This is a genomic window from Mariprofundus sp. EBB-1, from assembly GCF_003665155.1.
Taxonomy (GTDB): Bacteria; Pseudomonadota; Zetaproteobacteria; order Mariprofundales; family Mariprofundaceae; genus Mariprofundus.
In genome coordinates this window covers 15315-28176 of record NZ_RCFQ01000002.1, presented here as the reverse complement: position 1 = coordinate 28176, position 12862 = coordinate 15315, and the positions used below count along the sequence as shown (strand labels likewise).

Annotated in this window: 12 protein-coding genes; 9 read left to right on the top strand and 3 right to left on the bottom strand. The window is 46.6% G+C overall.

From position 1 onward, the window contains the following. The first annotated feature begins 5 nt into the window (after nucleotides 1-5). Nucleotides 6-1703 carry a sulfotransferase gene (locus D8Y20_RS01090; protein WP_121541184.1) on the top strand — a complete coding sequence of 566 codons (1698 nt, stop codon included), beginning with the start codon at nucleotides 6-8 and terminating at the stop codon, nucleotides 1701-1703. Between the two features lie 9 nt (nucleotides 1704-1712). On the opposite strand, the gene D8Y20_RS01085 is transcribed toward D8Y20_RS01090, so the two are convergent. The 3 genes from D8Y20_RS01085 to D8Y20_RS01075 are packed head-to-tail and all read right to left on the bottom strand — an operon-like array spanning nucleotide 1713 to nucleotide 4205. Continuing rightward, nucleotides 1713-2888: a cell wall metabolism sensor histidine kinase WalK gene (locus D8Y20_RS01085; protein ID WP_121541183.1), complete on the bottom strand. Its 1176-nt coding sequence runs from the start codon at nucleotides 2886-2888 to the stop codon at nucleotides 1713-1715. A gap of 37 nt (nucleotides 2889-2925) precedes the next feature. Next, the gene (locus D8Y20_RS01080; RefSeq protein ID WP_121541325.1) at nucleotides 2926-3636 is read right to left on the bottom strand and encodes a winged helix-turn-helix domain-containing protein; all 711 of its coding nucleotides are present in this window, start codon (nucleotides 3634-3636) and stop codon (nucleotides 2926-2928) included. Nucleotides 3637-3677: 41 nt separating this feature from the next. Beyond that, nucleotides 3678-4205: a Crp/Fnr family transcriptional regulator gene (locus D8Y20_RS01075; RefSeq protein WP_121541182.1), complete on the bottom strand. Its 528-nt coding sequence runs from the start codon at nucleotides 4203-4205 to the stop codon at nucleotides 3678-3680. A gap of 171 nt (nucleotides 4206-4376) precedes the next feature. Between D8Y20_RS01075 and D8Y20_RS01070 the strand changes: the two genes are divergently transcribed. The 8 genes from D8Y20_RS01070 to D8Y20_RS01035 all read left to right on the top strand — a co-directional run bounded on the left by D8Y20_RS01070 (nucleotide 4377) and on the right by D8Y20_RS01035 (nucleotide 12841). Next, nucleotides 4377-5429 (top strand): hypothetical protein, encoded by a 1053-nt coding sequence (locus tag D8Y20_RS01070; RefSeq protein ID WP_121541324.1) that lies wholly within the window; start codon nucleotides 4377-4379, stop codon nucleotides 5427-5429. Between the two features lie 105 nt (nucleotides 5430-5534). Further along, the gene (locus D8Y20_RS01065; protein WP_121541181.1) at nucleotides 5535-6590 is read left to right on the top strand and encodes a PstS family phosphate ABC transporter substrate-binding protein; all 1056 of its coding nucleotides are present in this window, start codon (nucleotides 5535-5537) and stop codon (nucleotides 6588-6590) included. Nucleotides 6591-6711: 121 nt separating this feature from the next. Next, entirely contained in the window at nucleotides 6712-7953 is a 1242-nt protein-coding gene (gene pstC / locus D8Y20_RS01060) for a phosphate ABC transporter permease subunit PstC (RefSeq protein WP_121541180.1), read from the top strand. 112 nt (nucleotides 7954-8065) lie between these two features. Then, entirely contained in the window at nucleotides 8066-9226 is a 1161-nt protein-coding gene (gene pstA, locus D8Y20_RS01055) for a phosphate ABC transporter permease PstA (RefSeq protein WP_121541323.1), read from the top strand. Between the two features lie 31 nt (nucleotides 9227-9257). Then, on the top strand, nucleotides 9258-10040 hold the full coding sequence (pstB, locus tag D8Y20_RS01050; RefSeq protein WP_121541179.1) for a phosphate ABC transporter ATP-binding protein PstB: 783 nt from the start codon (nucleotides 9258-9260) through the stop codon (nucleotides 10038-10040). Between the two features lie 54 nt (nucleotides 10041-10094). Beyond that, complete coding sequence (gene phoU / locus D8Y20_RS01045; protein WP_121541178.1) at nucleotides 10095-10787, top strand: phosphate signaling complex protein PhoU; 693 nt, start codon at nucleotides 10095-10097, stop codon at nucleotides 10785-10787. Nucleotides 10788-10875: 88 nt separating this feature from the next. Beyond that, on the top strand, nucleotides 10876-11556 hold the full coding sequence (locus tag D8Y20_RS01040) for a TIGR00153 family protein (protein WP_201265487.1): 681 nt from the start codon (nucleotides 10876-10878) through the stop codon (nucleotides 11554-11556). Nucleotides 11557-11572: 16 nt separating this feature from the next. Then, nucleotides 11573-12841: an inorganic phosphate transporter gene (locus D8Y20_RS01035; protein ID WP_121541177.1), complete on the top strand. Its 1269-nt coding sequence runs from the start codon at nucleotides 11573-11575 to the stop codon at nucleotides 12839-12841. The last annotated feature ends 21 nt before the right edge of the window (nucleotides 12842-12862 follow it).

Here is a 12862-nt window from a genome sequence, read left to right as displayed (position 1 = left end):
CGTGCATGGCCAAGCCCATCAAGCTTTCCAACAACAAAAAAAGAAAAATATCTCAACTGCTGGCGATGGCAGGTGAAGCCCTGCAACAGAGAAACCCATCACAATGCATGAAAGCATGTGATGAGATCGAAGCCATATACCCACAACATCCCGACACCTTGCACCTGCGTGGTCACCTGGCCATGCAAAACGGAGATATCGAAGAGGCGTTGACACGCATACAGCAAGCCATTGATGCCGCGCCAAAGCGTGCGCACTTTCTGGCCAGCTTAGGCAACCTGCAGCTACAAAAAGGGGACATAGCTTCAGCCATGAAAAGCTATCGGCATGCACTCACAATAGACACCCATGACATCGCCTCACATTTAGGTCTGGCTGGTGCGTTGATGGCACAAGATCAACATCAAGAAGCACTTGCTGTGCTGGAAAAAATCCAAAAAAGAAACCCTGGTGACAGCTCCATACGCATGGGACTATTTCAAGCCTGCCACGCATTAAATCATCATGATGCAGGACGCCTTCATCTGGAAGCGATTATTGCGCGCGACACCAACAATAGCGATGCACATTATGGATTAGCTCTGTTAGCGGTAGAGCAGGGAGCACTGGAAGTAGCCCGCCAACACATCCAGCACACACTTCAAATTAACCCCTACCATGGTGACGCCTGGCTAATGCGTGTGGACTTACAGCATTATGAAGCATCAAATAATGATATTGAAATCATGCAGCAGATAAAACAACAATGCCCGAAAGGCAGCGACACAGACATGAAAATATCATTCGCCCTGGCCAAAGTAGAAGATGATCTGGGCCATTACAATAAAGCCTTCTCCTTACTTCAAGATGCCAACACCATCCGCCATCAACACAGTGATTTTGACACCGCGGGCGCGATTGCAGACATTGATCAGCTTATACAGGGCGATTTCAGCGAAATAGCACATCAGCGACAAGAGCACCCCGCTCACCCCACTTGCCTGTTTGTTGTCGGTATGCCCAGATCAGGCACAACACTGGTTGAACAAATATTGGCGGCTCACCCTGATGTCAGCACGCTGGGTGAAAATGGCCACATGCAAGCAGCCATATACGATACTGTAGGTTCAACATTGTCAGCAGCAGCACTCAACACGCTGCCTGATCACCTCTGTTCAGCAATCGGAGAAAATTATTTAGAACGCATCAAAGAAAACGTTGGCTCCAAGACATGCGTTTGTGATAAAACCTTAAGTCACATCAATCTTATAGGCTTGATTCACCGGGCTCTGCCGCAAGCCTGTTTCATACATTTGCAACGTCACCCGCTGGATACCTGCTTATCCATTTACAAAAACAATCTACAGGGCGCACATTTCGGCTACGCTTTTGATCTGTCTGAGCTGAAACATTATTACGCAGCCTATCAGCGTCTGATGCAGCACTGGGCTAAGGTGCTACCACACAATACACTTTATAATATGACTTATGAACAATTGGTAGAGCATCAGGAGGAGCAGACGCGTGCTTTATTGCATGCCTGTACCCTGAACTGGAATGAATCATGCATGCATTTTCAACACGCCACGCACCCGGTACAAACAGCCAGTGCTATTCAGGTTCGCAAACCACTCTCTGCTCGTTCCATCGGTCTATGGCAACATTATGAACAGCCATTGAGTCAGCTACAGACATTATGTCAGAGCACGGTATACGATGAATGAAGTAAACGCTCAAGATGCCGCAGTCGCTTCAGCTAAAGGTAATACAAGCTTAGCCTGCAATCCCCTGGATGCGCCACCGGACTGATCGCGCCGATTCGAAAGTGTCAGCTCGCCACCATTCTTTTCTGCCAATTCTTTTACAATAGCCAAACCCAAGCCATGGCCACCATTTTTTCGCGTGCGGGCCTTATCCACCCGGTAAAAACGCTCGGTTACTCTGGACAGATCTTTTTCAGGAATACCCTCACCCTGATCTTCAATCACAATAGTGCAACGCTGCTCATTAACGCTAAGCGTTAAGCGAACCTGCCCATCTTCTGGAGAATAGTTCACAGCATTAGATAGCAGGTTGGTAATGATCCTTTCCAACTCATCATCCATCATTGCAAGCTCAGCATCCGGGCCATATTCACACACAAGCTCAATATGTTTTTCAACACATTGCGGAGCCAACATATCACTCACAAGCTGCAAAACCGGCCTGGATTGGCATGATGCAGAAGCATCTCTTCCCGAAAACTCGATCTGATCCAAGGTCAACAACGCATCGAGCAGATGATTTACATGCTTGGCTTCATCTGCAATCACATGAGCAGCTTCTTTTCTAAAATCAACATCATCACCGAAACGATCCATGCTACGGGCGTAGCCCAACAAGGATGTCAGCGGCGTTTTCAGATCATGCATTAAATTAGACAAAAAGGTTCTACGCTGTTTCTCCAGCCTGCGTTGTTCTGTCACATCCACACATAACAACAGCATATGACCGGCATTTAACTCGGCAATTCTCGGTGCTAAAGCAACATGGGAGAGCTTCATATCAGGTAAACAGTGGTGCTCAGGCAGCGCATCCAAGGCCTTTTGAAAGGCTTCATGCCAGTCACTTTCACGATACACTTGTCTCAGTGATACTGGATACGCAGCGCTCCGCATTGAGAACATCTCTTCTGCTTGTGCATTAGCGCCAACAACATGCCCTGACGCATCCAGACGAAACACCACTTCATTCATAGAGACAAGTAGCGCATCAAGCCTTTCACCATCGGCCAAATCAGGCTCCAGCAGATGCTGATGCTCTTTTAATTGATTAAGCTTAAGCTTATAGGAGTGCAATTGCCGGCGCATGCGAAGTGCATAGAACAGTGCACCGGCAGCAATCAACAAAGAAAACCATGTGGCATCCATTACTGAACACGCATGACAACAGTTTTATTCACGTGCGTTATTCATTGGGCATCACAAAGCGATAGCCCATACCACGGACGGTTTCAATGCATTTTTTCCGACCCAAAGTATCCATTGCCTTACGCAACCGTTTCACTGTCACATCCACCGTGCGCTCTTCCACAAACACTTCATGCCCCCAGACATGATCCAGCAAATAATCACGGCTTCTGGTTTTACCGGGTTTATCCATTAACAATTTCAACAATTTATATTCCATCGGGCGCAGTTCAACGCGTTGATTGCCTTCAAACACCACCGGCACATCAGGGTCTAACTTGATGAACTCGCTATCTGTACGTCCTGTTTCCACCACCCGACTTCGCCGCAACAACGCCCTTGCTCGTGCCACCAACTCATCCGGCTCAAACGGTTTAGGTAAATAATCATCAGCCCCGTCATTCAAGCCCTGAACGCGTTCTGATGACATGCCTAGCGCGGTCACCATCAACACAGGCGTATTGGCTTTGGTCGATGAACCTTTGATCCATCGCAAGATTTTCATGCCGTTAGCTCCGGGTAACATGCGATCAAGCACCACCAGACGCCAGTTGCCATCCCGCAATGCCGCCAGCGCAAGATCTCCATCGTCACACACATGGGTAGAATATCCAGCCGCCTGCAAATGCAGCGACATTAATCTGGCAATAGGCGCTTCATCCTCAACTATAAGAATATCGGCACTGATCGTATCCGGGTTTTGTGTCATAAGATCACTATACAGAAAATTTCCATGCCGCATCTCTAGCATCAGCCATGCCTCCCTGCAATATAATGGCGCATGGCAACGTATTCATTTTCCATTTTCAACGACATATGTGATAACAAACGAAACATCGAGCGTAATAACAAATTACCGAGTTTAGCATCTTCAACGGTAATCAGATTAAAATAATCACGGTTAATACAGAGTAATATCATATCCGACTCAGCCTTGACCGTACCTGAATGCAGTCGATCTTCATCTAAAAAAGAGAACAAGCCAAACAGATCCCCTGCACCAAGATGACCATATATACTCATCAAGGAACTGGATACTTCAGCCCTCCCCTCAACAATCAAACGAATGGTGTTGTCAGACTTACTATCTGCTTCATAAATCACCTCACCCGCACTCACGGCAACAACATCAAAACAGTGAAATAGCTGCATACATTCTTCAGGCTGCATTTTCTCACAGACGGGTAGCGCACAAAACTGATGAAATAAAGGACCTGCCATTCGAGTCGCGGCAAAAGCTTCTGTAAGCTCTGCCTGAGTGGCATGATTTATATACATATAGACCTCTCTTTACAAATTAAGAATAGAGCTATTCTCACCCATAGATATGACATGCATGTGACAGACCTACACGCCTGACTTTATGTCATATGCATGTCACAAAGAGCCATTACCATCCGCGGCAACTCGAAAGAGATTTTATTTACATCCACAAAACAGGAGAAACACTTGAAAGCAATTATTCGTTCAATCTCTGCTCTCGCTATGTTGGCATTCTCTGCTCCAGCAATGGCTGGCGGCGTAAATGTCTATGACGATGGCGACAGTAAATTAAAACTAGGTGGTAAGGTCTTTTCAGACATCACCTCATTCAAACAAACCAACTCAACTGGCGCCACTACAAAAGAGACCCTGGGCGCTCGCGTTGAACGCGCTTACTTAACTGCAAAATATTCATTTAACTCTGATTGGATGATGCGCATCACTACTGATGTCAACCTTGACCCCAACCTGAACAAGAAAAACAACAATATCTTTCTTAAATATGCATATCTGGAAGGTAAGTTGTATGGCGACGCTGCTGTATTACGTATTGGTCAGTCCCACACACCATGGATTGATTATGAGCAAGGACTTTGGAAACATCGTTATTTCTCAAAAGTCATGATTGATACCAATGGTTATGATGCTTCATCTGATCTTGGCATTGGTCTGAAAGGTAAGTTGTTTGATGGCATGGCAAAATATTTTGTCACGTACACCAATGGAGCTGGCTATAGTCACCCTGCAGTTACTGGCAAGACTATGGATATTGACTCCAGATTCAGCCTGTACCCTGTAAAAGGCATGACCGTAGATTTCCAATACCGCGATGGCTATAAAGGAACCAAAAGAGTTCCAACTAACCTGGCTGAAAAGAAAAGCACATTGTACCAAATCATGACCACTTATGGTTCAGGCAGCGACTATCGCGTTGGTGCTAACTACACCAACAACAGAGTTAAAACCACTGCGACAGCTACCTCTGTAAAAGAGAAAGCGTATGCTATCTGGGGCTGGAGTAAAATCAGCAACGGCTTCGGTGTATTCGGCCGTTATGAACTCACAAAAGACAATGCTGCATCTGTCACCAAGACCAATCGTTTTGCCGGTGGTGTAGAATACTCACCTGTTAAACATGTCACTCTTGCGTTAGGTATTGATAAAGCAACAACAAAACTTGCAGGCGTCACCAGTAAGAAAACCACACGTTTCGGTCTTTGGACTCAAACTAAATTCTAGTCACACAAACAAAAAGGCTGGGGCTCACCCCCCAGCCTTTTATTTCTAACATCACTATCTCAATATGTATCATCACAAAAATCTTATTAAGACGGAGCAATACTAGTGAAACGAATTATACTGGCAACAGCAACACTGCTCATCGCTGCCCATGCAGTTGAAGCGCGCGAACAAATTAAAATTGTTGGTTCATCAACAGTTTACCCATTCTCCAGTTATTCTGCTGAAGCATTGGGTTCAACAACAAAATTCACAACTCCTGTAGTTGAATCAACCGGTTCCGGTGGCGGCATGAAATTGTTCTGCGCTGGCAACGGTATGGACACGCCTGACATTACCAATGCATCACGTCGCATGAAAGCCAAAGAGTTCAAAAAATGTCAGAAAAACGGTGTTAAATACATCACTGAAATGGTTGTTGGTTATGACGGCATTGCCATCGCACAGGCTAAATCTACAGCTGCATTAGACCTTACCCGTAAGGAAATGATGCTGGCAGTAGCTGCAGAAGTACCAAGCAAAGATGGCAAGAGCCTGGTTGCAAACCCGTATCACTACTGGAATGAAATCAATGCAAAACTGCCACATCGTAAAATCACCATCTATGGCCCACCAGCATCTTCCGGTACGCGTGATGCATTTGAAGACATGATCCTCAAACACATCACCAAGCATATGGATGTTTACACTGACCTGTATAAAGCGGACAAAGTAAAAAACAAACAATACAAGAAGTTCCACAAAATCCGTCAGGACGGCGTTTATGTTCCATCCGGTGAAAATGACAACCTGATCGTTCAGAAACTGGCTAAAGACACACAGGCACTGGGTATCTTCGGTTATAGCTACCTGGCTGAAAACAGCGACAGCATTGCAGCAGCAACAATCGAAGGCATCGCTCCTGCACCTGAAACAGTTCAGAACGGTTCTTACAAACTATCGCGTTCATTGTACTTCTACATCAAACAGTCTCATATCAACAAGGTTCCTGGCATGCTCGAATATGCCAACCTGTTTATGAGCGAACAGATGATTGGTGATGAAGGCGAATGTGCTGATATCGGTCTGATCCCGTTGCCTAAAGAGATGCGTGCTAAATATCGTTCAAACCTGAAAGAGCTCACTCGCATGACTCCATCAGTTTTTAAGAAAAAGCACTAAACAAACACCTCTTAAAGTAATACTATTTCAGCCTTAGATAACTGACCGGAGCTCGCTCCGGTCAGTTTTTCTTTAACAGCAAGATTTATAAAGATAAAAAAACTGGAGTTACACCATACCCATGAGCATTGCTGATCTATTTCTCTGGTTTTTTGGCGGCCTGTTGCCGCTCTCAGCTATGGCTTACTTTTTAGCCCGTGGCAAAGCCATCACTTCAGAAAAAAATAATATTCGAATGCACTCTCGCCCCGGCTTTTATGGTTGGTACACGGTTATCTGGGTGGCGCTACCTGCTCTGGCTACATCCTTAATATTCAGTATTGGGCATCTATTTCACCTATTCAGTGTTCCTGCCACCATGTTATTAGCAACAGCATTTGCACTTGGCGGTGCTGGTATGTGGTTTGCACTAGGTCATATCAAGGCAGATTTCCGCGCCCGCCCTGCTGTTGAAAAAGTGATGCGTGGTGTGCTGCTAAGTGCTGCAATCATCTCTATTCTCACTACGCTCGGCATTGTATTATCCGTCATTTTTGAATCCATCCGTTTCTTCCAGGTTGTACCTGTATGGGATTTCATCACCGGCACCCAATGGCAGCCTGACACAGCCTTTTTGATTGGTGCAGGACGCGCTGAATCTGTTGGCCCTCTCATGTTTGGTTCCCTGCCAATTTTTGCAGGCACCTTCATGATCACCCTGATCGCTATGTTGGTAGCCATTCCCATTGGTCTGTTTGCCGCCATTTATATGTCTGAATATGCCAGTCACGCTTCGCGCGGTCGTCTGAAACCGCTATTGGAGATATTGGCAGGCATCCCTACTGTCGTGTATGGCTTCTTTGCCGCGATTACCATCAGCCCTATCATAGTAGAAATTGCCCACTCCTTTGGACTGGAAGCAGACTACACCAATGCCCTGGCTCCGGGCCTGATTATGGGTATCATGATTATCCCGTTTATCTCTTCACTCTCTGATGATGTTATTCGTGCTGTTCCACAATCAATGCGGGATGGCTCATTGGCACTGGGTACTACCAAAGCAGAAACCATTCGCCACATTGTATTGCCTGCTGCATTTCCGGGCATTGTCGCCGCATGTTTGCTGGCCGTATCTCGCGCCATCGGTGAAACCATGATTGTGGTCATGGCTGCCGGCCTTCGCCCCAACCTTACAGCCAATCCATTGGAAGGCATGACTACCGTAACCGTAAAAATAGTCGAGGCACTTACCGGCGATCAGGAATTTGACTCCGCCTTCACCCTGTCGGCCTTTGCGCTCGGCCTGGTACTGCTCATCATCACCCTCATGCTTAACATTGTGTCAACCATAGTGGTTCGAAAGTTCAGGCAGCGTTATGAATAAAACAGCGGAAGCGGATATTGCTATGCATACGAACAATGATGCAAAAATGGATACAACAACCATGGCCAACGATTTAAACAATACCGAAGCAGGTAAGACCACACCGAGCTTTATGAATGAACACAAAAGTCCGCATCAACGCAAACGCGAACGCGCCGATGCCCGTTTTCATTTTTATGGCTTTGCAGCTATCGCATTGGCTCTGGCCTTTTTGGTCTTCTTTTTTGTTGATATCATTGGTAAGGCATTGCCTGCCTTTGATGAAACAGAAGTGCTAGCCACCATTCATTACTCCGAGGCTGCCAGCAAAAACTATAATAAAGCTATCGATAAAAAAATGCGTGGTGTCGTCAGCCGGGCCTGGTTGCGCAGTTTGCCTGCATATATGAAAGCACACCCTGAACTGATGGGTAGCAGCGCTGAATTGTGGGTGCTTGCAGACAGCCGGGTAGATCAATATATCAAACAACATGATGGCCATGGCCTGAAATCCAAGCATCGGCGCACTGTCGATGCCATGCTCAAAGATGGCAAAATACGCACTGTATTCAACACTACACTGTTCACCAATGGCGACTCCAAGCTACCTGAATATGCCGGTATTCTGGCAGCATCCGTTGGTACCGTATTCACCCTGTTGATCACCATGCTGGTTGCTGTACCTATTGGTGTGATGACCGCTATTTATCTCGAAGAGTTTGCCGAAGACAACCGTTTCACCCGTATGGTTGAAGTGAACATCAACAATCTGGCCGCCATCCCGTCGATCCTCTATGGCCTGTTGGGACTAGCCATCTTCATTAGCTTTTTTGGTGTGCCACGCTCATCTGCCCTTGCCGGCGGCCTGACACTGGCGCTGATGACACTGCCGGTCATCATTATCACTACCCGTGCCGCCCTGCGCGCTGTACCTGAATCGATTCGCGAAGCAGCCTATGGACTTGGCGCATCAAATTTACAAACAGCCTGGCACCATGTCTTGCCACTGGCCATGCCGGGCATCTTAACAGGATCCATCATTGGACTGGCGCAGGCTATGGGTGAAACAGCACCTTTGATTATTGTCGGCATGATGGCGTATATCCCTGAAGCGCCTACAACAATTTTAGATGCAACTACGGTATTACCTGCACAAATCTATACATGGTCAACGGAATCCATGCGCGGTTATGGTGAACGCACTGCGGCGGGTATTCTTGTACTATTGGCGGTTCTGCTAAGCCTGAATGCGCTGGCAGTTAAGCTTAGAAATCGTTCACAACAATCATGGTGATATATCGTATGCAACAAACATGTGAGGAAACATGAGTACTGGCAACAATACAAACAACGAAACCAAGATAAGCATCCGTGACCTGAAGCTCTGGTATGGTGACTTTGAGGCCCTGCACGGCATCGATCTGGATATATTGAGCGGTAAAGTTACCGCTTTTATCGGCCCGTCCGGTTGCGGAAAATCGACCTTCTTACGCACCATGAACCGTATGAATGATCGCATTCCGTCATGCCGTATTGAGGGTGAAATCCTGCTTGAAGGTCAAAATATTTATGCACCTGAAGTGGATGTAGTGCAACTGCGCACCCATGTTGGCATGGTATTCCAGAAACCCAACCCGTTCCCTAAAAGCATTTATGAAAATATTGCATACGCCCCGCGTATTCACGGTCTGGTTAACGATGGCCCTGATATGGATGAGCTTGTTGAGTCCTCATTAAGAAAAGCCAGCATCTGGGATGAAGTGAAAGACAAGCTGCAACAACCGGGCACAGCGCTCTCCGGTGGCCAGCAGCAGCGCCTCTGCATCGCCCGCACCATTGCAGTAGAACCCGATGTAATTCTGATGGATGAGCCCTGCTCCGCCCTCGACCCCATTGCTACGGCTAAAATAGAAGAGTTAATGGATGAACTAAAGAAAGACTACACCATCGTTATCGTCACCCATAATATGCAGCAAGCAGCACGCGTATCTGACTACACAGCATATTTTTACCTTGGTAACGTGATCGAGTTTGCGGATACACACACCATTTTCACAGCGCCAGCCAATCAAAAGACTGAAGATTACATTACCGGCCGTTTCGGATAACACTGTATTCAACTACACTAGTGTATAGATAAGAAAGACAAGAGGGATAAAGCCATGAACCAACATACCATTAAACGCTTTGAAGATGAGTTAACCGAACTGAAAGAAAAGGTGTTGGCCATGGGTGGGCTGGTTGAAAAAGCGACGAAACGCTCAATGAACTCATTAATCAAACAAGATTCCAAACGTGCACATAAAGTGATTGATCGTGACCATGCCATTAACACGCTGGAAGTCGAAATTGACGATATGACACGCACTATCCTGGCGCTACGTCAGCCTGCTGCGGGTGATCTGCGTTTTATCATGACCACGATTAAGGTCGTAACGGATCTGGAGCGCATGGGCGATTTGGCCGAAAATATTGCTGAAAACATGCTGAAAACGGAAGAGCATCCGTTGACCCAGATCTCCTCTTTGCAGTCTTTCTCCGATCTTGTACTAGATCAGCTTACACAAGCGCTCAATGCCTTTTCAAAAGGTGATTTAGACGATGCGATGGTTTGCATTGAAGAGAACCAAAAGGTTCAACAGAACTTCAAATCTATGCAGCGCGAATACCTGACCTATATGATGGAAGACCCACGCCAGATTACCGCCGGTCTGATTGCCACAGATATCGCCAGAAGCCTGGAGCGTATTGGAGATCATGCAGTCAATGTTGCAGAAATGGTTATTTACATGGTCAAAGGCAAAGAAGTACGCCACGTTGATACCGATACAGCAACAGCCCTGATCAATGAGTAAGATATGCTCTAACATCGGTTCATAACATATAGAGTGACCTTGGCAGGCGATGCGATTAAACTTTTTTGTTTTAAAAGGGAGCTTTGATATGATCAGAAAAAGCGCTATCACCAGCATGTTTGCCGGGTCACCGATCAAGCCGTTACAACAACATATGGAGCAGGTATGCCAATGTGCTAACCAGTTACCTCTATTTTTTCAGGCATCATTAGACAAAGATTACGATGCCTGCAAACGGCTGCACAAATCTATTTCCAGCATGGAAAGAGCAGCCGACACCATCAAACTTGATCTACGCATGCACCTGCCAAACAGCCTGTTCATGCCCATGCCGCGTGAACAAGTGCTCGAAATTTTGCGTCTGCAGGATAAAATCGCCAATACCACTCAAGATATTTCTGGCATCATGACCGGTCGCAAAACAGAAATTCCCACACCTGTTGATGAACTGTTTATTGCCTTTGTTCAACGTGCCGTAGATGCTGCTTTTCAGGCGAGAAAAGCTATCAATGAGCTTGATGAACTGGTGGAAACCGGCTTTCGTGGCAGACAGCTTGATATCGTCCAGTCATTGATCGAAAAACTCGAACAGATTGAAAAAGAGACCGACCAACAGGAACGCAAACTGCGTCATGCCATGTTCAAAATTGAAAAGAAATATGAGCCACTGGATATGATGTTCCTCTACCGCATGATTGACAAAATAGGCAAGCTAGCTGATGTCTCTCATCAGGTTGGCTCCCGCATTCAGTTATTGATGGCCCGATAGGGAGAGCAAGCAAGGCATGGAATCCATCCTCGTACAACATGCAACGATCTACATAGGCTTGGCCGCTATTTTCGGCCTGTTCATGGCTTGGGGCATTGGAGCCAATGATGTCGCCAACGCTATGGGTACCTCCGTAGGATCCAAAGCATTATCCTTCAAACAGGCAGTGATGATAGCAGCCGTGTTTGAATTAGCCGGTGCAATACTCGCTGGCGGTGAAGTTACCAAGACCATACGCAAAGGTATCATTGATGTGTCATCGCTGGGGAACACCCCTGAGTTATTGGTCTATGGCATGCTCGCATCCCTGCTGGCTGCCGGAATCTGGTTACTGGTCGCCACTCGCCAGGGCTGGCCTGTATCCACCACCCACTCCATAGTCGGTGCAATTGTCGGTTTTGGTGCCGTTGGTATCGGCATGGATGCGGTCCATTGGGGTAAGGTTGGCACCATCGCAGCCAGTTGGGTTACATCTCCCCTATTGGCTGGTGCTATTGCCTTCTTCCTCTTCCGTAGTATTCAAAAGTTAATCATCAACACAGACGATCCTGTTGCTAATGCCAAAAAGTATGTGCCTGCATATATCTTTATGGTGGGCTTCATCATTGCGATGGTCACCATGGTCAAAGGCTTAAAACATGTTGGCATTGATATGTCGATGGGCGAATGCTTAATCGTAGCATCTGCAATTGGTATAGTGATCACCATCATCGGTACATTTTTAATCAATCGTCTGAAATTTGATCCAACTGTTGAGCTTGATTTTCATTTCAATCACATGGAGAAAATCTTCGGCGTTTTGATGATTTTTACCGCCATGGCTATCGCATTTGCCCATGGCTCCAATGATGTAGCCAATGCCATTGGTCCTGTCGCGGCCATTGTCGGCATTGTCAGTAGCGCCGGTGAAATCGCAGCTAAATCGACCACGCCAATATGGATTCTGATACTTGGCGGCGCAGGCATTGTGATTGGGCTCATTACCTACGGTCATAAAGTCATTGCCACGGTTGGCTCAGGTATCACTGAACTCACCCCCAGTCGCGGCTTTGCTGCTACCTTGGCTGCCGCTATTACCATCGTGTTTGCATCCGGAACCGGATTACCAATCTCCACCACCCATACACTGGTCGGTGGCGTGCTGGGTGTCGGCCTGGCACGCGGTATTGGAGCATTAAATGGCAACGTCATTAAAACCATATTCATGTCGTGGATAGTTACCCTTCCAGCCGGTGCAGGACTTTCCATACTGTTCTTCTTCCTGTTTAAAGGCATATTTACCTGATCAGTAATCATCATAAAAAAG

Excerpts from the sequence above, each read along its gene's own strand:
- pstA (WP_121541323.1), top strand. The coding sequence starts at position 8,066 with ATGAATGAACACAAAAGTCCGCATCAACGCAAACGCGAACGCGCCGAT.
- pstC (WP_121541180.1), top strand. The coding sequence starts at position 6,712 with ATGAGCATTGCTGATCTATTTCTCTGGTTTTTTGGCGGCCTGTTGCCG.
- pstB (WP_121541179.1), top strand. The coding sequence starts at position 9,258 with ATGAGTACTGGCAACAATACAAACAACGAAACCAAGATAAGCATCCGT.
- D8Y20_RS01090 (WP_121541184.1), top strand. The coding sequence starts at position 6 with ATGGCCAAGCCCATCAAGCTTTCCAACAACAAAAAAAGAAAAATATCT.
- D8Y20_RS01040 (WP_201265487.1), top strand. The coding sequence starts at position 10,876 with ATGATCAGAAAAAGCGCTATCACCAGCATGTTTGCCGGGTCACCGATC.
- D8Y20_RS01075 (WP_121541182.1), bottom strand. The coding sequence starts at position 4,205 with ATGTATATAAATCATGCCACTCAGGCAGAGCTTACAGAAGCTTTTGCC.
- D8Y20_RS01080 (WP_121541325.1), bottom strand. The coding sequence starts at position 3,636 with ATGACACAAAACCCGGATACGATCAGTGCCGATATTCTTATAGTTGAG.
- D8Y20_RS01035 (WP_121541177.1), top strand. The coding sequence starts at position 11,573 with ATGGAATCCATCCTCGTACAACATGCAACGATCTACATAGGCTTGGCC.
- D8Y20_RS01085 (WP_121541183.1), bottom strand. The coding sequence starts at position 2,888 with ATGGATGCCACATGGTTTTCTTTGTTGATTGCTGCCGGTGCACTGTTC.
- phoU (WP_121541178.1), top strand. The coding sequence starts at position 10,095 with ATGAACCAACATACCATTAAACGCTTTGAAGATGAGTTAACCGAACTG.